20 protein-coding genes are annotated in these 21,507 nt (G+C 75.8%); 5 read left to right on the forward strand and 15 right to left on the reverse strand.

Annotation, left to right across the window (positions count from 1 at the left end; genetic code table 11):
• Nucleotides 1-114: 114 nt before the first annotated feature.
• The 11 genes from ACFW1A_RS09605 to ACFW1A_RS09655 all read right to left on the reverse strand — a co-directional run bounded on the left by ACFW1A_RS09605 (nt 115) and on the right by ACFW1A_RS09655 (nt 11,686).
• Nucleotides 115-1,425: a hypothetical protein gene (locus ACFW1A_RS09605; RefSeq protein ID WP_380406847.1), complete on the reverse strand. Its 1,311-nt coding sequence runs from the start codon at nt 1,423-1,425 to the stop codon at nt 115-117.
• A gap of 225 nt (nt 1,426-1,650) precedes the next feature.
• On the reverse strand, nt 1,651-2,310 hold the full coding sequence (locus ACFW1A_RS09610; protein WP_380406849.1) for a nucleoside deaminase: 660 nt from the start codon (nt 2,308-2,310) through the stop codon (nt 1,651-1,653).
• 49 nt (nt 2,311-2,359) lie between these two features.
• Complete coding sequence (locus tag ACFW1A_RS09615; RefSeq protein WP_380406851.1) at nt 2,360-3,754, reverse strand: class II fumarate hydratase; 1,395 nt, start codon at nt 3,752-3,754, stop codon at nt 2,360-2,362.
• 63 nt (nt 3,755-3,817) lie between these two features.
• Nucleotides 3,818-4,228 carry a VOC family protein gene (locus ACFW1A_RS09620; protein WP_380406853.1) on the reverse strand — a complete coding sequence of 137 codons (411 nt, stop codon included), beginning with the start codon at nt 4,226-4,228 and terminating at the stop codon, nt 3,818-3,820.
• Nucleotides 4,229-4,325: 97 nt separating this feature from the next.
• On the reverse strand, nt 4,326-5,153 hold the full coding sequence (locus ACFW1A_RS09625) for a helix-turn-helix domain-containing protein (protein WP_380406855.1): 828 nt from the start codon (nt 5,151-5,153) through the stop codon (nt 4,326-4,328).
• 38 nt (nt 5,154-5,191) lie between these two features.
• On the reverse strand, nt 5,192-5,782 hold the full coding sequence (locus ACFW1A_RS09630; RefSeq protein ID WP_380406856.1) for a hypothetical protein: 591 nt from the start codon (nt 5,780-5,782) through the stop codon (nt 5,192-5,194).
• Between the two features lie 136 nt (nt 5,783-5,918).
• Nucleotides 5,919-6,722 carry a hypothetical protein gene (locus tag ACFW1A_RS09635; RefSeq protein ID WP_380406858.1) on the reverse strand — a complete coding sequence of 268 codons (804 nt, stop codon included), beginning with the start codon at nt 6,720-6,722 and terminating at the stop codon, nt 5,919-5,921.
• 105 nt (nt 6,723-6,827) lie between these two features.
• A complete protein-coding gene (locus ACFW1A_RS09640) occupies nt 6,828-8,582 on the reverse strand; it encodes a cholesterol oxidase substrate-binding domain-containing protein (protein WP_380406910.1) in 1,755 nt (584 codons plus the stop codon).
• 254 nt (nt 8,583-8,836) lie between these two features.
• On the reverse strand, nt 8,837-9,688 hold the full coding sequence (locus ACFW1A_RS09645; RefSeq protein WP_380406860.1) for an alpha/beta fold hydrolase: 852 nt from the start codon (nt 9,686-9,688) through the stop codon (nt 8,837-8,839).
• Nucleotides 9,689-9,800: 112 nt separating this feature from the next.
• Nucleotides 9,801-10,958: a sensor histidine kinase gene (locus ACFW1A_RS09650; protein ID WP_380406862.1), complete on the reverse strand. Its 1,158-nt coding sequence runs from the start codon at nt 10,956-10,958 to the stop codon at nt 9,801-9,803.
• Nucleotides 10,955-11,686 (reverse strand): response regulator transcription factor, encoded by a 732-nt coding sequence (locus tag ACFW1A_RS09655; protein WP_380406864.1) that lies wholly within the window; start codon nt 11,684-11,686, stop codon nt 10,955-10,957. Before ACFW1A_RS09655 ends, ACFW1A_RS09650 begins: the two co-directional genes overlap by 4 nt.
• A 189-nt stretch (nt 11,687-11,875) precedes the next feature.
• On the opposite strand from ACFW1A_RS09655, the gene ACFW1A_RS09660 reads away from it, so the two are divergent.
• Nucleotides 11,876-12,094, forward strand: a complete 219-nt coding sequence (locus ACFW1A_RS09660; RefSeq protein WP_380406866.1) for a dodecin — start codon at nt 11,876-11,878, stop codon at nt 12,092-12,094.
• Between the two features lie 26 nt (nt 12,095-12,120).
• Here ACFW1A_RS09660 and ACFW1A_RS09665 read toward each other — a convergent pair whose 3' ends face one another.
• Nucleotides 12,121-12,897, reverse strand: coding sequence for an SDR family oxidoreductase (locus tag ACFW1A_RS09665; protein WP_380406867.1), 777 nt, complete (start codon nt 12,895-12,897; stop codon nt 12,121-12,123).
• A gap of 195 nt (nt 12,898-13,092) precedes the next feature.
• On the opposite strand from ACFW1A_RS09665, the gene ACFW1A_RS09670 reads away from it, so the two are divergent.
• Genes ACFW1A_RS09670 through ACFW1A_RS09680 form a run of 3 tightly spaced genes read left to right on the forward strand, consistent with a single transcriptional unit; the run spans nt 13,093 to nt 15,799 of the window.
• Nucleotides 13,093-13,968, forward strand: a complete 876-nt coding sequence (locus ACFW1A_RS09670) for a helix-turn-helix transcriptional regulator (protein WP_380406869.1) — start codon at nt 13,093-13,095, stop codon at nt 13,966-13,968.
• A 54-nt stretch (nt 13,969-14,022) separates the two neighbouring features.
• Nucleotides 14,023-14,976: a hypothetical protein gene (locus tag ACFW1A_RS09675; protein WP_380406871.1), complete on the forward strand. Its 954-nt coding sequence runs from the start codon at nt 14,023-14,025 to the stop codon at nt 14,974-14,976.
• 55 nt (nt 14,977-15,031) lie between these two features.
• On the forward strand, nt 15,032-15,799 hold the full coding sequence (locus tag ACFW1A_RS09680; RefSeq protein ID WP_380406873.1) for a maleylpyruvate isomerase family mycothiol-dependent enzyme: 768 nt from the start codon (nt 15,032-15,034) through the stop codon (nt 15,797-15,799).
• 42 nt (nt 15,800-15,841) lie between these two features.
• Here ACFW1A_RS09680 and ACFW1A_RS09685 read toward each other — a convergent pair whose 3' ends face one another.
• From ACFW1A_RS09685 to ACFW1A_RS09695, 3 genes are all read right to left on the reverse strand, one after another.
• Nucleotides 15,842-16,696, reverse strand: a complete 855-nt coding sequence (locus ACFW1A_RS09685; protein ID WP_380406912.1) for an S-methyl-5'-thioadenosine phosphorylase — start codon at nt 16,694-16,696, stop codon at nt 15,842-15,844.
• A gap of 63 nt (nt 16,697-16,759) precedes the next feature.
• A complete protein-coding gene (locus tag ACFW1A_RS09690; protein WP_380406875.1) occupies nt 16,760-17,302 on the reverse strand; it encodes a DUF4383 domain-containing protein in 543 nt (180 codons plus the stop codon).
• 153 nt (nt 17,303-17,455) lie between these two features.
• On the reverse strand, nt 17,456-17,635 hold the full coding sequence (locus ACFW1A_RS09695) for a hypothetical protein (protein WP_380406877.1): 180 nt from the start codon (nt 17,633-17,635) through the stop codon (nt 17,456-17,458).
• Between the two features lie 388 nt (nt 17,636-18,023).
• Between ACFW1A_RS09695 and ACFW1A_RS09700 the strand changes: the two genes are divergently transcribed.
• The gene (locus ACFW1A_RS09700) at nt 18,024-21,494 is read left to right on the forward strand and encodes a BTAD domain-containing putative transcriptional regulator (protein WP_380406879.1); all 3,471 of its coding nucleotides are present in this window, start codon (nt 18,024-18,026) and stop codon (nt 21,492-21,494) included.
• Nucleotides 21,495-21,507: the final 13 nt, after the last annotated feature.

Raw genomic sequence — 21,507 nt, forward strand, 5'->3', positions numbered from 1 at the left:
GGGGGCATGTTTTTTTTTAATACCGCCGGGGGGGGGGCCCGCCCCCGCGGCGGGGGCGCCCGGGGGGGCCCGCCCCCCCCCCCGGCGGGCGCCCGGCGTCCGGGCCGGTCCGGGTCAGCCGATCCGGACCAGGCTCGCGGTGTCCATGTCCGTCGTGCCGCCGTTGGCCGTCGGGTAGATCTGGAACCGCAGCGTGCTGATCGGCTGGTTCACGCTGTAGGTCACCTGCAGGTACTGGTAGCCGGTGGCGGAGTTGACGTTGTAGGCGGTGCAGCTGTTGGTGTTGCTGGCGCCCAGGCCCCAGAGGCAGAAGGTGCCGGTGGCGCCGCCGGACTGCGAGGAGAGCCAGATCGAGGCCCGGTAGACGGCACCGCTCCCGACGTTGGCCGGGACGTCCTGGTAGACGGAGCCGCCGCCGATGTTGGTGTTGGTGGCCAGGTAGCCGGTGCCGTCGTGGGCGGGCGCCGGGGCACCCGCGGCGGTGTTGTAGTTGGCCCAGTTCACGATCCCGCCCTGCGGCACCAGCCGCTGCCAGCCCGCGACGCTCTGCTCGAAGCCCGGGGAGGAGAGCAGGTTGGGGTTGGCGGTGGCCTGCACGCAGCCGTTCGCGCTGTTGCTCCACAGCGGCTGGACCGCGAAGGTGCCCGCCGAGGTGGTCAGGTTGGCCAGGCCGGTCCAGGCGCACTTGTCGCCGATCTCGTTGCCGCCGGCGTCGGTCCAGGCGTTCAGCAGCGGGTCGGTGATCGCCTCGGCCAGTTCGTGGCCCTCCACGATGCTGACGCCGTCCAGTTCACCGTTCGCGCCGTTGACCGACCCCGCCCCGCAGTTGCTGCCGGCGTCGGTCAGGTAGGGCAGGTCGGTGTAGGTCACGTTGGGCAGGGCCGCCACGGCGCCGTGGTAGGCGCACCAGCTGCTGCCGAAGCCGGCGGTCGAGTGTCCGCTCGGGGTGGCCACCACGATCTGGACGTTCACCGAGGTGCCGGTCCCGAAGTGGTTCGCGGCGTTCACCGCCTCCGCCTGGATCTGGGCGTCGGTCGGACTGGCGGGCACCGCGGCCGGGTCCGACCAGGCGCCGGCCAGCACGGCGGCGGCACCGGCGCCGTACTGGTTGACGGTCGTCAGCCACGGGGTGCTGCCGACCGAGGAGAGGAAGCGGTTGAGGTACCCCTGTTCGCCGCTCGGGTCCGACCCCCAGCCCCAGTAGTCGACGTACACCTGCGGCGCGGACTGCACCGGGCCGCCGTGGTTGACCAGCGCGCCGCCGATCACGGCCGGCGCGGTGGCGTGCGGGCGGGGCTTGAGCCGGTGGGCGTCCGGACGGGCGGGGCCCGCCGGGCTCGCCGCCTGGACCGGCGCTGCCGCGACCGCGAACAGGCCTGACGCCGCGACGAGCGTGGCGAGGACGGTGCTCCAGTTCTTGGGCATGACTTCTCCACGGGTAGCTGGACACGGGGAGCGGCGCGACCGCGGGCGTGTTCGACCCGGACCCGGCAGGGCTCGCCGGCCTCCGTGGCTGCCGTCAACTGCCCTGTGGCAGAGGGGAATGGCGCCGCACTCCGCCGAGCACTCCGGCTGCGGCGGACATGTCATCAGCTTGGGGCAAAAGCGCGACTGCCACAATCACTTCAGCGAATTGACCCGTCGTCATATTCATTTGGGCATAACGGAGTTGAGTGCTCCGGCGGTTCGGATCAGGCGGTTGGTGCGGGTGGTGGCCGCCGTGCGGATCCGGGACCAGAGGGGAGCGAGGTGCTCGGGGACCGAGCCGGCCGCGGTCGGGGCGGGAGTGAGCAGGGCGGTGGTCTCGGGCTCCAGGGTGCGGGAGCGCCGGACGGTGGGGTGGTCCGGTCCGCCGGTGTCCGCGATGCTCTGCAGGAACAGCAGGTTGGCGGCGATCAGCCACTCCGGCTCGCCGTCGCCGGCGGTGCTCCCGGACCGGCCGGTGGCCAGCGCCCACGGGTCCGGCGCCAGGTGCCGCACCGCGCCGACACCGGTGAAGGCCAGCGCGGCGGCGCACATGTCGCACGGCTGCTGGGTGCTCCACAGCGTCAGCCCGCCCAGCGCGGTGCCGGTGCGGACCACGGCCAGCGCGTTCAACTCGGCGTGCGCCAGCGGGGTGCCCTGCAGCGGGTCGTCACCGCCCGGCCCGTCGTACGCGCGGTTGCGGCCCTCGGCGCGGACCAGGCCCGCGCCGTCCACCAGCACCGCGCCCACCGCCAGTCCGCCCGCCCGCAGCGACTGGTGCGCCAGCTCCAGGCACCGCCGCACCGCCACCGGCGCGGCCGTCCACGCCTGCTCGAACCCGGTCATCGCTCGTCTCCCCCACCGCTCCGGCGACCTGCCGGGTCATGCTACGGCGCTACGGCGCGGTCATCCGCAACACGTCCAGCGCCTGGTCCAGCTGCGCCTCGGTCAGCAGGCCGCGCTCCAGGTAGCCGCGCTCCACCACCACCTGACGGATCGTCTTGCCCTCGGCCAGTGACTGCTTGGCCACCTTGGCCGCCTCCTCGTAGCCGATGTACCGGTTCAGCGGGGTGACGATGGAGGGTGACGACTCGGCGTAGCCGCGGGCCCGCTCGACGTTCGCCGTGGTGCCGGCCACCGTGCGCTCGGCCAGCAGCCGGCTCGCGTTGGCCAGCAGCCGGATCGACTCCAGCAGGTTGCGGGCGATCACCGGCAGCATCACGTTCAGCTCGAAGGAGCCGCTGGCGCCGGCCATCGCCACCGTGGCGTCGTTCCCCACCACCTGGGCCGCCACCATGGCCACCACCTCGGGGATCACCGGGTTGACCTTGCCCGGCATGATCGAGGACCCCGGCTGCAGGTCGGGCAGGTTGAGCTCGCCCAGGCCGGTGCGCGGACCGGAGGCCATCCAGCGCAGATCGTTGACGATCTTCGTCAGGCCGACCGCGACGGTGCGCAGCTGGCCGCTCAGCTCGACCAGCGCGTCCCGCGCGCCCTGGGCCTCGAAGTGGTTGCGGGCCTCGGTCAGCGGCAGGCCGGTGGCGCGGGCCAGCTCGGCGATGACGGCCGCGGAGAAGCCCGGCGGGGTGTTGATCCCGGTGCCGACCGCCGTGCCGCCCAGCGGGAGCTCGGCCACCCGGGGCAGCGTGGCGAGCAGCCGCTCGCGGCCGTACCGCACCTGCGCGGCGTAGCCGCCGAACTCCTGACCCAGCGTCACCGGGGTGGCGTCCATCAGGTGGGTGCGGCCGGCCTTGACCACGGTGGCGAACTCCGCCGCCTTCGCCTCCAGCGCGCCGGCCAACCGGTCCAGCGCGGGCAGCAGGTCCTCGGTGACCGCGGCGGTGGCCGCGACGTGGATCGAGGAGGGGAACACGTCGTTGGACGACTGGCTCGCGTTGACCTCGTCGTTCGGGTGCACCGGGCGGCCCAGCCGCTCGCCGGCCAGGGTGGCGATCACCTCGTTGGCGTTCATGTTGGACGAGGTGCCGGAGCCGGTCTGGAACACGTCCACCGGGAACTCGGCGTCCCAGCGGCCGTCGGCCACCTCGGCCGCGGCCTGCCGGATCGCCTCGGCGGCGGCCCCGTCCAGGATGCCGAGCTCCGCGTTGACCTTGGCCGCCGCGCCCTTGATCCGGGCCAGCGCCGCGATGTGCGCCCGGCCGAGCCGCTGCCCGGAGACCGGGAAGTTCTGCACCGCGCGCTGCGTCTGCGCCTGCCACTTGGCCCCGGCCGGGACCAGCACCTCGCCCATCGAGTCGTGCTCGACCCGGTACTCCTGCTGCTCGCTCATCGAACGCCACCTCCACCAGGCACAGCCCGCGGCGGCGGCGCGGTATTTCCGGGCGGGCCGCGGTCAACCCTTTCGGGGGGCGCCCCGGTAGGTGCCGAAGTACCAGCGGTTGCCCTCGGGATCGAGCGCCGCGAAGTCGCGCGAGCCGTAGTCGGTGTCGTACGGCTCGGTGACGATCTCCGCGCCGGCGGCCCTGGCCCGGCGGCAGAGCTCGTCGGGGTGGTCGGTCACCACGTACGCGCTGAAGGTGCCCGGGTCGGGCATCCGGCGGGCCCCGTCGTCCTCGCGGGCCGAGCCCAGCATCACGCCGCCGCCCTCCGGCCAGTCCAGCTCCGCGTGGTCCACCTGCGCACCCTCGCCGTAGACCACGTTCTCCCGGAACCCGAAGGCCTCGGTCAGGAACCTGATCAGGCCGCGGGCGTCGGCGGCCCGCAGACTGGGCCACACCTGCGGCGCCCTCTGCTCCTCGGTCATGGCGGTCACACCTCCGGTCGGCTGCGCCGGGGCCCGTGCGGTCCCGGCTGCCTCCAGCTTCCGCCGCGGCCGCCCGGCGCGCTTGGACGTTTCGGAGCTACCCGGCGGCCGCCGCCCGCCGCACCGCCGGGCCCTCCTCGGCCAGCCAGCGGCTCGGCGGGCAGCCGGCCAGCGCCCGGAACTCGCGGGCCAGGTGCGCCTGGTCGGCGTACCCGCAGTCGGCGGCCAGGTCGGCCAGCGACCCCGGTCGGGCCGTGGCCAGCCGGCGACGGGCCCGGTCGAACCGGATCACCCGCCCGGCGGCCTTCGGGGCCAGCCCGGTCTCGGTCCGGAACCGCTCGGACAGGTGGCGCGGGCTCCAGCCGGCCTCGGCCGCCAGCTCGGCCACCCCGGTGCGGCCGCCGCCGGCCAGCAGCAGCTGCCAGGCGCGCACCACCTCGGGGGCCGGGTCGGCCGACCGGCCGAGTCGGGTCAGCAGCCAGCGGTCCACCGCGCGGAACCGGCCGGCCCAGTCGGCGGCCGACCGCAGCCGGTCCCGGCCTTCGAGGGCCCAGTCGCCCAGCACCGCGTCGGCGGGGTGGTCGGCGCCCGCCAGCTCGCCGGCCGGCAGGCCGAGCAGCGCGCGGGCGCCCAGCGGACTGAGCGCGACCTGGACGCCGGACTGCCGGCCCTGATGGGTGATCAGGGCGGGTGCGGTGTGCAGGCCGCCGAGCAGCGTCCAGTAGGAGTCGGGGCGCTGGGCGGGGTCGGGGTGGGCGGCCAGGGTGAGCGGGTCGTCCAGGGTGAGGATCAGGGTCAGGTACGGGGAGGGCAGGCCGCGGTGCACCGCGGGGGCCACGCCCGCCTGGCGGTACCCGGAGTACCGGGCGACGTACGGCCGCAGCGCGGGGCTGGGCCGGGCCTGGCGGGCTTCGTCTACGCTCACCGGTCCATTCTCCCGCCGGGCCCGCACCGGGTCACCCGTCACGCGGCCGGGGCCGACGGGGCGGTCCGCCGCCGACGGCGGTAGTAGTGCGCCGTCAGCACGCCGAGCAGCGGCCCCCAGGCGGCCAGCGGCAGGTAGGCGACCCAGAAGGCCACCGTCTGCGCACCGTGCGTGACCAGGCCGACCGCGTGGCTGCCGTCGAGCATCCGCCCGCGGGCGAACATCAGCAGCGCGTACGGGAAGACCAGCAGCGCGGTGGCGCCCAGGCCGGCCGGGACCACCGCCGCCGCCACCGGGACCCGCCGGCCGGCCAGGCCCGGGACCCACCGGGGCCAGACCTCGCCCCAGCGGCTGACCAGGCCGTACGCCAGCAGCGCGAGCGCCTCGCTGACCAGGCTCAGCACGCTCACGTACCACCAGCTCGCGCCGACCAGCTCCGGGCCGTGCCCGGCCGGGGCGGTGGCGCCGCGCTCCACCAGCGGTGCGTCCAGCGCGAAGGCGGCGATCCGCCACAGGCAGGACGGCAGGGTGCAGAGCGTGACCGCGAGGGCGGCCCGGGCCGCCCAGCGGGGCACGCCCTCGGCGCGGCGGCCGTGCAGGCGGTCCGTGATCGTGGTGGCGACGGACATGGTCGGCTCCTCGGGCTCGGTGGGCGGCGGCCGCCCGGCGCCTCCCACGCTCCCAGCCGGACCGCCGCCCCCACCTCCACCACCGGGACGGACCCGCTCCCCCGCCCGGGGGAGGCGGTCGGCGGCTGGTCCGGGCTCACTGCAGGATGTTGACCGCCCGGGCCACCACCAGCAGCACGGTGAGCAGCGAGATCGCCGACTGCAGCATCATGGTCAGCTTGGCCCAGCTGGACAGCGGCATGGTGTCGGTCGGGCTGAAGGCGGTGGCGTTGGTGAACGCGACGTACAGGTAGTCCAGGAAGCCGGGCTCCCACTCGGCCGGGGCGACGCCGCTCTGCTGCATCTGCGGGAAGAGGAAGTCGGGGTAGTCGGCCACGCCCTGGGCCCGGGCGACCGGGCCGCCCCGGTCCCACTCCCAGTACCAGAGCGCGAACGCGATCACGTTGGTGGCCCAGACCGCGCCGGCGGTGCCGAGCAGGCTGAGCGCCCCGGCCGCTCCGCCGCCGTGCAGCAGTTCGCGGACCAGCTTCACCGCCGACCAGCCGTTGGCCAGGCTGATCGCCGCGACCAGCGCCAGGCTGAGCGAGCGCAGCACCCGCGAGCTGCGGGCCAGCCGCCGGTGCGGGTTCATCGCCGCGAGCGCGATCAGCAGGCCCAGCTCCAGGGCGGGCAGCATCCAGCGCGGGTGGATGCTGAGCCGGGCCGGCAGGAAGAGCTGCAGCACCACCGCGCACAGGATCGCCGCGGTGACCGCCCAGCGCTGCTCGGCCTCGGTCTCGGTCCGCCAGACCGGCGCGGGCGCGTCGGCACCGGCCACGGCCACCGGTGTGCCCTCGCCGGCCAGCAGGGCCTCTATCCGGTCGAGCCGCCGGTGCAGCTGCTCGGCGAGCTCGTGGGTGCTCGGGGTGGGGTCGCCGGGACCCCCGTGCGCTGTGGACATGGCGGACATTCTGCTGTGCGGCCGCCGACCGACCGGGGACCGGCCCGGCGGCCGGCCCCGTGGGTCGCCCGGGCGACCCCCCGGCCCGCCCGCTCGGACGGCCCGTCAGCGCAGCAACTGGTCGAGGAACGGGTTGCTGAAGACGGCGTACGGGTCGAGCGCCGTCAGGGTGGCCACCGCCGCGTCCCACCCGGGGCCGCCGCCGGCCCGGTGGCTGTTCGGGATCAGCGTGCCGAGCACCACCGGATCGGCCCAGGTGGCATCGGCGGTGTAGGCCCAGCCCTTGGACCACTCGACCCGGACGGCGGCCCGGGTGCCGTCGAAGGTGGCGAACAGGAACTGCTCCAGGTCGCGGCCGAACTGGTGCAGGCCGGGCGTGGTGGGCAGGGTGAGCACGTCGAACCAGACCGCGGTGTCCCACTCCGGGTGGTCCGGGCGGGGCCGGATCGCCGAGAGCAGCGGCGGCTGGGCCCCGGGGACCCCGCAGGTGGCCGGGTCCTCCAGACCGGTGACCCGGATCTCGACGGCGCCGTTGACCGGGAACCGGCCGGCGCCCTGGTACTGGGTCAGCAGCTGCTGGTAGCCGGTGGTGACCTGGTGGACCACCCACTGGACGTCGGCGCGGCTGCACAGCACGGCGTATCCGTTGGCGGTGACCCGCAGCGTGGTGGGCCGCACGTACTGCAGCACGGTGCGGGACGGGCCCCACAGGTCGGAGTGCAGGCCGTCCGCCAACAGGTGGGTGACCGCGTCCAGGGTGAGCAGGTCGCGCAGCAGGGTGCCGGAGAGCAGCACGTCCGTCAGGTCGCCGGTCAGGCCCAGCTCGGTGACCAGGAACTGGAGCTGGCCGAAGGTGGGCGCCAGGCCCCACGAGCCGCCGATCAGCTGGCCGGCCAGGGTGGCGACCGGGGCGGGGATGCTGTCCGAGAACGGGTAGTTGTACGGCTGGTCGACCGCGCGGGAGCCGAGCGGCTGCGCCGGGGTGACGCTCCAGGTCTTCAGCCAGGGACGGTCGGTGAAGGCGTACCAGATCGCCTCGGCCCGGCCGGTGCGGTCCACGAAGTCGGCGAACTGGCGGCCGGTGCCGGTGCCCTGGGGGGCGAACAGCTCGTCCGCCGGGATGTCGACCCGGCTCTGGCAGCGCAGGTTCTGGTCGGCCCCGGCGCGCAGCACCACCTCGGTGACGAAGGCCCGGCCCAGGTGCACCAGCAGGGCGGCGCACTGAGGGTCGGCGCGGGAGAAGGTGCGCAGGGCGAACGCCCCGGCGCCGGCGTCCCAGACCACCGCGGTGAGCTCGGTGACCAGGTTGCTGACCGAGCCGTAGCCGTGGCCGGGCAGCGGGCTCTCGCCGACGGCGGGGACGGCGGTGCCGTGGCCGCCGATGGCCAGCACGCCGCCGACCGTCACGTCCCCCGGGGCCGGGCAGTGCGTCACGCCCAGGCCGCGGCCGGCCAGCTCGGCCAGCACCTGCTCCATGCTCGCGCCGGCTTGGGCCCGGACCGCGGGCGCGCCGGCCGTGCCGGCGGCGGCGACCGCGGTGAGGTGGCGGGTGGTGTCGACCAGCAGCACGGCGCTGTCGGCCGGGGTGGCGTCGGCCACGGTCAGCGGGGCCCAGGTGTGCCGGAAGCCCTGGGCCCGCAGCCGCCAGCCCTGGGCCCGGGCCCAGTCGGCCAGCGTGACCACGTCCTGCGGGGTCTGCGGGGCGCAGGTCCACAGCTGGTCGGCGTGCAGCTCGCCGGCCCAGTTCTCGAAGGTCTGCCGGTAGACCTCGATCCCGGCCGGGAAGGCGGGCGGGGCGGGCACGGCCGGTCCGCCGACGTCGGCCAGGGCGCTCTCCGGGGTGATCACCCCGCGCAGCAGCCAGGCCGCGCCGCCGAGCGCGGCGGATCCGGCGAGCAGCCGACGGCGGCTCAGGCCGCCCTCGGCCGCGGGGTCTCGGGTGTTCTCGACTGCCACTGCTGGTCCCCTCCCGGACGGCGTGCGGACGGCCGGGACGGCCCCCCGGGCTCGCCCCGCGCGGCACAATGTAGGCAGCTCGGCGGCCGGATGCAGCAGATTCGATGATCAATCATCAGTTCGAGTGAACCCAACGGTGTTCGGATGACGGACGGCCGCTATCCGCCCAGCGCCCCGGACCGCCGGTCCCCGGCCGCCGCGTTCGCCGCGATCCGGGCCGCCAGCGCGGGCCACAGCGCCCGCGGGAGGTCGTGGCCCATGCCCGGCACCAGCCACAGCTCGGCGCCGGGAACGGCCGCGGCGGTGGCCCGGCCGCCGGTGGGTCCGACCAGCGGGTCCTGCTCGCCGTGGATCACCAGGGTCGGCGCGGTCACCCCGCGCAGGCCCGCGGTGCGGTCCGCGGAGTCGTGGATCGCGAACAGTTGGCGCAGCGAGCCGTCCGGCCGGTGGGCGCGCCGGTGGGCCAGCGCGGCCGCCTCCCGCAGCTCCTGCTCCGGCACGGGGTAGTCGGGCGAGCCGACCAGCTGCTGGAACCAGACCACGCTCGCCACCGCCTCGTCCGGCCGGCTGGACGGCGGCGCGGAGGTGGCCGCCAGCACGTCCGGGCGGGGCTGCCCGCTGGTCGGGTCGCCGGGCCGGGACATGATCGAGCAGAGGCTGAGCACCCGCTCCGGACGGTCGATCGCCAGGTGCTGGGCCACCATCCCGCCCATCGAGGAGCCCACCACGTGCGCGGCCGGCACCGCCAGCGCGTCCAGCAGCGCCACCGTGTCGTCGGCCAGGTCGGTGAGCCGGTAGCCGGCCCGCGGCTCCAGCGTGGTGGTCAGCCCGCTGTCCCGGTTGTCGAACCGGACCACCCGGTACCCGTGCCCGGCCAGCAGGGCGCAGAACTCCGCCGGCCAGCTGGTCAGCTGGGCCCCGATCCCGGCGATCAGCAGCAGCACCGGCGCCCCCGGCTCCCCGGTCTCCCGGTACTCGATCTCCAGCCCGCCCGCCCGCACCCGCGCCATGGCTCTCCCCCGCTCGTCCGCGCCGTCAACCCCGGACCAGGATTTCCAGGGGTCGCGCCCGCCACCACCCCTGACCGGCGGGCCGCGCCCCCTGCCGCGGACGCGCCGGGGCTCAGCCGGCCGGCACGGGGGCGGCCGGCAGCGCGATCTCGAAGCAGCAGCCGCCGGCCACGTTGCGCACGCTCGCCCACCCCGCGTGCGCCTCGACGATCCCGCGCACGATCGCCAGCCCCAGGCCGGCCCCGGTGTCCCCGTGGTGCTGCACCGCGCCGGACCGCGCCGGGCGCGGGGTGCGGGCCGCGCCGCCGCGCCAGCCGGTCTCGAAGACCCGGAGCAGGTCGGCCTCCGGGATCCCGCCGCAGCCGTCGGTCACCGAGAGCACCACCCGGTCCGCCTCCCGCCGGGCCGCGACCGCCACCACCCCGTCCGCCGGGGTGGACCGGATCGCGTTGACCAGCAGGTTGCCCAGCACCCGGGTGATCTCCCGCCCGTCCACGTGCACCGGGGCCGGCTCCACCCGGTCCCCGGTCAGCCGCACCCCGCGCTCGCGGGCCAGCGGGTGGGCGCCGGCGATGGCGTCGCCGACCAGGTCGTAGACCGAGACCCGGGACAGGCTCAGGGTGAGCGCGCCGGCCTGGATCCGGGAGAGCTCGAACAGGTCGTCCACCATGCCGGTGAGCCGGTCCACCTCGGTGCGGATCCGCGCGTGGTACCGGGCCGGCTCCTCGGCCACCCCGTCCTCCAGCGCCTCGGCCATGGCGCGCAGCCCGGCCAGCGGGGTGCGCAGGTCGTGCGAGATCCAGGCCACCAGCTCCCGGCGGGACGACTCCAGTGCCTGCTCGCGCTGCCGGGACTCGGCCAGCCGGGCGCTGGTGGCGGCCAGCTCGGCGCTCAGCTCGGCGAGCTCCGCGCCCAGCGGAGCGTGCGGTGCGGCGAAGCCGTCCTCGCTGCCGACGGTGCGCGCGGCCAGCGTCAGCGCCCGGCTGCCGGCCACCACCTGGCGGCCCAGCACCGCGGCGGTGAGCAGCGAGACCACCGCGGCCATGCAGGTCACCGTGATCACCACGCCCAGGTCGTGGTGGGACAGGAACATCGCCTGGGCCACCGCCAGGGTGCCGGCCGTCATCGCGGCCACCGTGACCACGGCCACCGCGAACAGCGACAGGGCCACCGAGCGGCGGCGCAGCTGGCGCACCGCGGGCCAGCCGACCAGTCCGGCGGCGCCGGCCCCGAGCGCCGCGAAGAGCGCGATCAGCAGCAGGTCCTTCACGCCGCACCGCCCTGGGCCGGGTCGAACCGGTAGCCGACGCCCCAGACGGTGCTGATCAGCTTCGGCACGGCCGGGTCGTCCTCGACCTTCTCGCGCAGTCGGCGCACGTGCACCGTGACGGTGGACAGGTCGCCGAAGTCCCAGCCCCAGACCTGCCGCATCAGCTCCTCCCGCCCGAAGGCCTGGCCGGGCTGCTGCAGGAAGAAGGCGAGCAGGTCGAACTCCCGCTGGGTGAGCGCGAGCTCGCGCTCACCGCGGAAGGCCCGGCGGCCCGCCCGGTCCAGCCGCAGGTCGCCGGCGCGCAGCACGGCGGTGCCGGCCGGCACCGCGGCGCCGGTGCCCCGGCGGCGCAGCACGGCGCCGATCCGCAGCACCAGTTCGCGCGGGCTGAACGGCTTGGTCACGTAGTCGTCCGCGCCCAGCTCCAGGCCGAGGATCCGCTCGGCCTCCTCGCCCTTGGCGGTCAGCATCAGCACGGCCGGGCCCGAGCCGCCGTCGGCCCGCAGCCGCCGGCAGACCTCCAGGCCGTCCAGTTCGGGCAGCATCAGGTCGAGCACCACCAGGTCGGGTCGGCCGCGCTCCGCGCGCACCAGGGCGGTGCGGCCGTCGGCGGCCCGGTCCACCGCGTAGCCGGCCCGGAGCAGGTAGCCGGCCACCACCTCGGCCACGGTGGGGTCGTCGTCCACCACCAGGATCCGGGCGGCGGGCGGCGCGGGAGTCTCGGTCATCCGTCGAGCATAGGCAGCCCGGCGGGGTGCCCGGCCCGTCCCGACCGGGACCGTAGGACTTCCGTAACACCCGGCGGCGACCGCCCCCTGCGCCCGGGGACCCGCCCGGCCCGGTCCCGCTCGCGGGGCCGGGCCCGATGGGTCACGGTGGAGGGAACAGCCGCCCCGCACCCCGCCCCGGAGGCACCGATGACCGAGCACACCTACCGGCTGACCGAGATCGTCGGCTCCTCGCACGAGAGCACCGACGCCGCGATCCGCAACGCCCTGGCCCGGGCCGCCCAGACGCTGCGCAACATCGACTGGTTCGAGGTGGTGCAGGTGCGCGGTCACGTGGAGGACGGCGAGATCAAGCACTACCAGGTGACCGTCAAGGTCGGCTTCCGCCTGGAGGACACCCCCGCCTGACGGTCCGCCGGCGGGCGCCCGCCGGCTCAGGCGGGCTGCCCGGTCGGCATGATGGTGACCTGCTGCAGGTTGGCCCGCGGCGGCAGCGCGGCCAGGAAGCCGATCGTGTCGGCCACGTCCTGCGGCGCCAGCCACTCCATCGTCTCCCGCGAGTGGGACAGCCACTGCTGCGCGCCCGCGTCGGTGACGTGGCTCTGCAGCTCGGTCTCGACGATCCCCGGCTCGACCGTCGAGACCCGCACCTGCTTGGCGCCCAGCTCCGCCCGCAGGTGCCGGGACAGGTGGCTGACGTAGGCCTTGGTCGCGGAGTAGACGGCGAACGTGGGGAAGATGTTCTGCGCCGCGATCGAGGAGGTGTTGACCAGGTCGGCCACGCCGCGCTCGGCGGCGGCCGCCACCAGGTGCGGGGTGAAGGCGCCGATCACGTTCATCAGGCCGCTGATGTTGAGGTCGATCTGGCGCTGCCACTGGTCGGTGGCCAGCTCCTCGACCGGCGCGGGGAGCATCACCCCGGCGTTGTTGACCAGCAGGTCGGCGCTGCCGAAGCGGGCCCGGATCCGGTCGGCGGCCGCCCGCACCGCGGCGGCGTCGGTGACGTCGACGGGGATCGCCAGCGCGCTGCCGCCGTCCTTCTCGATCCGGGTCGCCAGCTCCTCCAGGCGGTCGGCGCGGCGGGCCAGCAGGGCGACCCGGGCGCCGAGCGCGGCCAGCTTCTCGGCGGTGGCCGCGCCGATCCCGCTGGAAGCGCCGGTGACCACCGCGACGCGACCGCCGAGCGGCTGGGCAGGGGTGTGCAGAGACATGGGAACGCACCTTCGTGGCAGGGGTTTCGGTGTTCCGGCGGCCGACTCCCGGTCGCCGTGGTTCTATCCGACCACCGGCGGCCGCCCGCCGGAGCGCACTGGCTGGCCCACCCGGAACGGGTACGGCCGGAACAGGTACTGGCAGGGCCACCCTGCGGGCGCCGCGGCCCCGAACCGCCGCCCCACAATGGGGTCATGGACCGCAGCAGCGAGCTCGCCGACTTCCTCCGCTCCCGCCGGGCCCGGATCTCCCCCGAGGAGGTGGGGTTGCCGGCCGGCCCGCGGGCGCGGCGGGTGCCGGGCCTGCGCCGGGACGAGGTCGCCAGGCTCGCCGGGGTGAGCAGCGAGTACTACACCCGGCTGGAGCAGGGTCGGTCCGGTCACCCCTCCGCCGAGGTGGTGGACGCGCTGGCCCGGGCGCTGCGGCTGGACCCGGTCGAGCGCGAGCACCTGGACGACCTGCTGAACCGCCCGGCGACGGCCCGTCAGACCGGCACCGCCCCGCAGCGGGTGCGGCCCGGCCTGCACCTGATGCTGCAGACCCTGGAGCACGTGCCGGCCTTCGTGATCGGCCGGCGCACCGACGTGCTGGCCACCAACCGGCTGGCCCGCGAGGTGCTCACCGACTTCGACGCGCTGCCGGCCACCCGGCGCAACCTGGCCCGGTACTACCTGCTCGACCCCACCGCCCGGGAGAAGGTCGGCGACTGGGCCCGGATCGCCGCCGAGACGGTGGCGATCCTGCGGCTGGAGGCCGGCCGCTCCCCGCACGACCGCAGGCTGGCCGATCTGGTCGGCGAACTCACGCTCCGCTGCCCCGAGTTCACCACCTGGTGGAGCGACCACCGGGTGCTGCGCCGCACCCACGGCAACAAGACCTACCACCACCCCGAGGTCGGCGAGCTGCACTTCGCCTACGAGTCCTTCCAGCCGCCCGGCGACCCGGAGCAGACCCTGTGCGTCTACAACGTCGAGCCCGGCTCGCCCACCGCGGACGCCCTGCGGCTGCTGGCCAGTTGGACGGCGGACCCGGTCCGGCCCCGGATTGACGGAGGCCGCCCGATGGGATGATGCCGTCAGGAGAATCGACGGACCGGGGGGCCGACGATGCGTCATCACCTGTTGTTGTCCTTCCTGCAAGCGGCGCTGCTCGGCCTGGCCCTGCTCGGCGGCGACCGGGGCCGCCCGGAGCACGCCGCCCTCCTGCGCCGCACGGCACCGCCGCCGGCGTACCAGCTGGTCCCGTTCGACGTGCTCCGGGTCGGCGACTGCTTCTTCTCGCCGGAGTCGGCCGCGGACGTCCCGGTCTCCGACCCCGGCAGCGACCGGGTGGCCCGCGTGCCGTGCGGGCAGCCGCACACCGACGAGGTCTTCGCCACCGTGCCGCTGACCGACCAGGCCTTCCCGGGAGCCGACCGGCTCCGGTCCGAGGTCGCCCGCGCCTGCGCCCTGCGCGAGGCGGACTTCGTCCTGGACGACTGGCTGCTGCCCACTGGCGTACTGGTGCAGAACGACGCCCCGGACGAGCGGGCCTGGCAGCCGCCGGCCCGGCCGCGGGCGGTCTGCGCACTGGACTCCTGGCGGGTGGTCACCCGCTCGCTGCGCCAGGACCCGGCCCGGCTCGACCCGGACCAGCTCGCCTACCTGCGGGCGCTGTCCGGGTACTGGACCGGGTGGCGGGCGGAGCCGAACGCGCCCGCCTTCTGGGCCCCGGCCGACAACCGGGCCTGGCTGGACGGCCTGGCCGGCGCCACCCGGGACACCCTGCAGGCGCTGCGGGCCCGCTCCTGGGGCGAGCGGACCGCGCAGCCGATGGCGGCGCAGCTGGCCCAGCTGCAGCACGTGCTCGCCCTCCTCGAGCAGGCCCGGCAGCCGACCGGCGACAGCGGCCTGCTGGACCTGCGGATCCAGCAGGCCCGGGACGCGGCCGGCGACACCGCCGCCGAAGCGGCCGTCCGGGCCGCGCTCCACCTGCCCGCCGTCCCGCACCCGCACCCCTGGACCAGGGTGGTGCCGGACGACCCGCTGCCGGCCCGAACCCGGTCGGGGATCCTGGCCGGTGAACACCTGAACATTTGATGTGGTGAAGTATTATCGGCAGCACCGTCCCGCGCTCCAGAGAGGCAGCCACCCCATGCCCACCCTCACCAGCTCCGACCACCAGGCCGCGGTGGCCGCCGAGACCGCGCGGTTCGTCGCCGTGGTGCGCGACGCCGACCTGACCACCGAGGTGCCCAGCTGCCCGGGCTGGACCCTGACCGACCTGGTCCGGCACGCCGGCAGCGTGCACCGCTGGTTCGCCCGGCTGCTGGAGCAGCGGATCCAGCAGCCGCCGACCAGCCGCGAGGTGGACCTCCAGCTGCCCGCCGACCCGGCCGACTACCCCGACTGGCTGGCCCGCAGCGCCGAGGTGGCGGCCCGGGCCTTCGCCGGCACCGAGGCGGACGCGGCGATGTGGGCCTGGGGCGCCGACCAGCACGCCCGGTTCTGGGCCCGCCGGATGCTGTTCGAGACCCTGGTGCACCGGGTCGACGCCGAGCTCGCGCTCGGCCTGGTGCCCGCCGTCGACGGCGCGCTCGCGGCCGACGGCGTCGACGAGTTCCTCGTCAACCTGCCCTACGCGGGCCTGTTCGCGAAGGGCGTGGCCGAGCTGCGCGACACCGGCCGGACGATCCGCTTCCGGGCCACCGACCAGGACGGCGACTGGACGGTCCAGCTGCGCACCGACGGGTTCGGCCTGGTCGACCCGGCCGACCACGGCGCCCCCGACGCGAGCGTGCAGGGCACCGCCGCCGACCTGCTGCTGCTCGCCTACGGCCGACTGCGGCCCGCCGACGCCCGCCTCGCGACCGCGGGCGACCAGCACCTGCTCGACCACTGGTTCGCCCACTCCGCGTTCTGACGGCGCCCGGGGGCGGACCGGTGACCACCGGACGGCCGGGCCCTAGAAGCCGGGCAGTCCGGTGGTCACCCCGTCCAGTGCGTGCGAGCAGACGCAGTCGCGGGTGGCGGGCAGCGACTCGACCGCCGCGAAGAGCACCCCGCGCAGCCGGTCCACGGTGCGCCCGAACTCGGCCAGCACCTCGGCGTGGGTCACCCCCTCACCGGCCTCCACCCCGGCGTCCAGGTCGGTGACCAGTGCCAACGAGGTGTAGCAGAGGCTCAGTTCACGGGCCAGCACGGCCTCGGGGTGCCCGGTCATGCCGACCACCGACCAGCCGTTGGCGGAGAACCAGCGCGACTCGGCCCGGGTGGAGAACCGCGGTCCCTCGATCACCACCAGGGTGCCGCCGTCCACCGGGGGCCAGTCCCGGGCCCGGGCGGCGGCCAGCACGGCGGCCCGCCCGGCCGGGCAGTACGGGTCGGCGGCGGAGACGTGCACCACCTCGGGCACCGAGCCGTCCGGCAGCGGCAGCCCGTCGTAGTAGGTCTGCGCCCGGCCACTGGTGCGGTCCACGAACTGGTCCGGCACCAGCAGCGTGCCCGGGCCGTACCCGGGCCGCAGGCCGCCCACCGCGCACGGCGCCAGCACCTGGCGCACGCCCAGCGCGTGCAGCGCCCAGAGGTTGGCCCGGTAGTTGATCCGGTGCGGCGGCAGCCGGTGGTCGCGGCCGTGCCGGGGCAGGAACGCGACGGAGCGCCCGGCGATCTCGCCGAGGAACAGCGAGTCGCTGGGCGCTCCGTAGGGGGTGCCGACGGTGGTCTCGGTGACCCGGTCCAGCAGGGCGTAGAGGCCGGAGCCGCCGATCACGCCGATCTCGGCCCGCTGCGCGGAGGAGGGAGAGCTCATGCGCTCCATCATGGTCGGGCCCGGGCCGCCCCGGCCCGACCGTCGGCGGCGCGTCAGCGGTCGGGCACCGGCTCAGTGGTGCACGGTCGGCTTGAGCACGGTCTTGAACGCCGGCACGTGCCACCGCCCGGCGATCTCCTCCTCCTCCCGCTGGTCACCGCCGTGCCGCTGGCGCCAGTACGGGTTGTCGTGCGGCAGGCGCCCGCTGACCCTGCCGTACATGCCGAAGGTGGCGATCACCAGTCCGAACGCGAAGCTGAAGAGCACGTTGGCCATCCGGAAGGCCAGGTGGTTCCAGCTGCTGTCCAGCGCGATCAGCCCGACGAAGCCGGCCAGGAAGAAGATCAGGCCGACCACCATGTTGATCCAGGAGGCGATGTTCCCGCCGATCACCGCACCGATCATCAGGATCGCGCCGAAGATCACCGAGAGCAGGCCCAGCGCTCCGTTGCTGGACATGCCGGCCACGTTGGTGCCCTGGGTGTCGAGGAACCCGGGGTTGCCGGCCAGGCCGAAGCAGCCCCAGATCAGCAGCAGCAGACCGGCGACGCCGGCGCCGTACCGGTAGACCCGGCCCAGGCGGTGGTCGACCGGAAGTTCGTCCTGCAGTCTCATGACGGCCTCCACGGGAGGGTTCGCGGTGGGCGCCTTCGCGGCCCGCGGGCCCGGTCTGCGACGGCCCGTTCCGCACTATTGCTCCACGCTACGCCGGGCGACGGCGGCGGGCGCTCCGGCGGCCGCGGGCGGGCCCGGACCGGCGCGGCCGGGTCAGCGCGGGTACTCGTCGTCGTCCACCGGGACCTGGCGGGTCTGCTCGAAGGCGTCGGCCACGTCGGCGGCGGCGGACAGCGGGAGCTCGGCCCGCGGCGGCAGCTGCTCGTCCGCCCCGGACTCCAGGTCCTCGGGGTCCAGTGCGTCGACGGCGAACTCGGTGGCGTTGTCGGTCATGACCTCACACCCCTCACGGCTCCGGGACCACGGCGGCCCCTGCTGTGTCCAACACTTACCCGACCAGGGCCGTCCCACTCGGCACTGTCGGCCGAGCGACGGCGTGTTGCCGCGGGTGTGCGGGGTGCGGAGAGTGTTCGGGACCGTCAGCCCCCGGTGCGGCGGGCAACTGACGGCCGGTGCGGAGCCGACCCGGCTGGGGTCAGATCCAGGTGGTGTCGCGCCGCATGGTGGACGGCTGGGTCGCCATCGGACTACCTCCCTCGTGAGCGGTGCAGCCGATCCGGACCGGCTGGGTCGGTGCCCTCCCCTGTTCGGCACCGACCCAGCCGGGCTCGGTCGTGACGAGTCTGCGGCAGGCCGCTCACGGCCGGGTAACATCCGGATAATGGACCATCAACAGGGGGCCGGTCAGGCCCGTCCGGGCGGCTCCGCCGCGCCCGGCGAGACGCTGCGCTTCGGGCTGCTCGGGCCCCTCTCGGTGCAGCGCGCGGACGGCGGCACGCTGCCGGTCAGCTCGCCGAAGGTCCGGGCCCTGCTGGCCGTGCTGCTGCTGGAGCCGAACCGGGTGGTCTCCCGGGACCGACTGACCGCCGCGCTCTGGGGCGAGAATCCGCCCGCCACCGCCGCCACGTCGCTCAACAACCACGTGGTCCAGCTGCGCCGGCTGCTCGGCCCCGGTGGACCGCTCCGCCTGCGCACCGTACCGCCGGGGTACGTGCTCCAGGTAGCCCCCGAGGAACTGGACAGCGAAGTCTTCACCGAGCGGCTGGAGGCCGCCCGGACCGCCCGGCGCGAGGAGGACTGGCCGCGGGTCGGCCTGCTCACCGCCGAGGCGCTGCGGCTGTGGCGCGGCACCCCGCTGACCGACCTGCCGGCCATGGCCGAGGAGGCCGAGCCCTACGTGCAGCGGCTGCGCGAGCTGCAGCTGCAGGCACTGGAGTGGCAGTTCGACGCCGAGCTGGAGCTCGGCCGCCCGCACGGGCTGATCCCGGAGCTGGGCCGGCTGACCGCCGAGCACCCGCTGCGCGAGTCCTTCCACCGCCAGCTGATGCTCGCCCTGCACCGCACCGACCAGCGGGCCGAGGCGCTGGCCGTCTACCGGCGGCTGCGCGGCACCCTGATCGACGAGCTCGGGATCGAGCCCGGCCCCAGCGTGCGGGCGGCCCACCAGGAGGTGCTGAACGGCGACCGGGGCGCTCCCGAGCCGTCCGCCCCGGTGCCGCTCCCGGAACCCGAGCCGGGCCTGGCGGTCGCCGCGGGGGCCGGACTGCCCCGGGACGTGGCGGGCTTCACCGGGCGGCACGAGGAGCTGGAGCACCTGCTGGCCGCCTGCCGCGCCGGGCGGGCCGGCGGCGGACTGGTCGGCATCCACGTGCTGGACGGCATGCCGGGGGTCGGCAAGAGCGCGCTCGCCGTGCACGCCGCGCACCGGCTGGCCGCCGACTTCCCGGACGGGCAGATCTTCCTGCCACTGCACGCGCACACCCCCGGCACCCCGGCGGTCGCCCCCGCCGAGGCGCTCTACGCGCTGCTGCTGACCATCGGGGTGGCCCCGCAGCAGATCCCGCCGGACCTGGACGCCCGGGCCAACCTGTGGCGCAGCCGGCTGGCCGGGCGCCGGATGCTGCTGCTGCTGGACGACGCCAGCGGCAGCGAGCAGGTCCGCCCGCTGCTGCCCGGCACCCCGGGCTCCCTGGTGCTGGTGACCAGCCGGCGCCGGCTGCCGGCCCTGGGCGACGCGGTGCCGATGACGCTCGGGGTGCTGCCCCCGCACGAGGCGGCCGAGCTGTTCACGGCCACCGCCGGGCGCACCGACCTGGCCCCGGACCAGCCGGCCGTGGTGGAGCTGGTCCGGCTCTGCGGCTTCCTGCCGCTGGCCATCCACCTGACCGCCGCCCGGCTTCGGCACCGGCGCGCCTGGTCGGTGGCCGACCTGGTGCCCGACCTGGCCGCCGCCACCGGCCGGCTGGCCGCGCTCAGCGCCGAGGACGTCTCGGTGGCGGCCGCCTTCGACCTCTCCTACCGGGACCTGACGCCGGCTCAGCGGCGGCTGTTCCGCCGGATGGGCCTCTACCCGGGCGACCACTTCGACGCCCGGTCGGCGGCCGCGCTGGACGGCACCGACCTGCCCACCGTGCGCCGGCTGCTGGAGGAGCTGGAGGACCACCACCTGGTGGACGAGCCGGTCCGCGGCCGCTACCGGATGCACGACCTGATCCGCGAGCACGCCCGGGCGCTCGGCGCCGGGGACGACCCCGAGGTGCGCCGGGCCGCGGTCACCCGGCTGCTGGACTGCTACCTGGCCACCACCGTCGAGGCCGGCCGCCACCTGGCCAGCCGGCGCTGGGGCGTGCCGGCCCAGCGCACCGCGGTGCCGGCGATGACCGACGAGCAGGAGGCCAGCGCCTGGCTGAAGGCGGAGCGCAACAACCTGCAGGCGGCGGTGGAGTTCGCCGCGCACCACGGCCACCCCGAGTACGCGGTCCGGCTGCCGGCCGCGCTGCACGACTTCCTGCGCGCACAGGGCCACTGGAACCAGGCCCGGCTGCTGCACCGGACCGCGCTGGAGACGGCCGAGCGGATCGGCGACCGGCTCGGTCAGGCCGAGGCGCTCACCCACCTGGGCACCTTCCAGCGGCTCACCGGCGAGCACGAGATCGGGCGGGCCCACCTGCGCCGGGCGCTGGAGCTGTTCCGGGAGCTGGACGACGCCACCGGCCAGTCGGCCGCGCTGGTGCAGCTGGGCGCGCTGGCCCGCACCTTCGGCGACAACGCGCGGGCGCTGGAGCAGTTCACCGCGGCGCTGGAGCTGGCCCGCCGGGCCCGGGACCTGCCGGGCGAGGCGGAGGCGCTCAGCCAGCTGGGCATCCTGGGCCGGATCACCGGCGACTACGCCGAGGCGACCGGGCACGCGGGCCGGGCGCTGGCGCTCTACCGGGACCTGGGCAACCGGACCGGGGAGACCGCGGCGCTGAGCGAGCTGAGCATGATCCAGCAGCTCACCGGCGACCTGCGCGGCGCGGAGGCCAGCCTGCAGCAGGCGCTGGCGATCTGCCGCTCCCGCGGCGACCGGCCGGGCGAGGCGTACGCGCTGGCCAGCCTCGGGTCGCTGCAGCAGCTGACCGGCCGCTACCCGGCGGCCGAGGCGACGCACCGTCAGGCACTCGCCCTGTACCGGGGACTGGGCAACCGGATCGGGCAGGCGAACGCGCTGATGGCGGTCGGCGCGGTGCGGCTGGTCACCGGCCAGTACCAGGAGGCCGAGCAGGACCTGCTGCGGGCCAGCGAGATGTACCACGAGCTGGACGAGGCGCGCGGGCGGATGAACACCGTCGCCTACCTCGGCGTGCTGCGGCACGCGACCGGGCGGCACGCGGCGGCGGCGGAGAACCTGGGGGCGGCGCTCACCCTCTACCGCGAGCAGGGCGACCGGTTCGGCGAGTCGCGGGTGCTGGCGTACCTGGGCGACGTGCTGCTGGCCCTGGGCGACCGGGCCGGGGCCGAGCAGCACCTGCGGGCGGCGCTCGCGCTCAACCGGGAGCGCTCGGACGTGGTGGGCGAGGCGGAGACCCGCAACATCCTGGGCCGGCTGTTCGCCGCGGCCGGCGCCCCGGAGCGCGCCCGCGGCGAGTTCGCCACCGCGCTGGAGGCGGCGCTGGCCGTGGGCTCGCCGCTGGAGCAGCTGCGCGCCCTGGCCGGCCTCGGCGAGGGCGACCTGCGGGCCGGCCACGCCGCCGAGGGCGCCGCCCAGCTCCGCGAGGCCCTCACCCTGGCGAGCCGCCTCGGCGTCCCGGAGGCGAACCGGATCCGCCACCTGCTCACCACCACCGCCGCCGGGGCCCGGGCCGCCTGCTGACGGCGGATCGACC

Source organism: Kitasatospora sp. NPDC058965, from assembly GCF_042741245.1.
Classification (GTDB): Bacteria; Actinomycetota; Actinomycetes; order Streptomycetales; family Streptomycetaceae; genus Kitasatospora.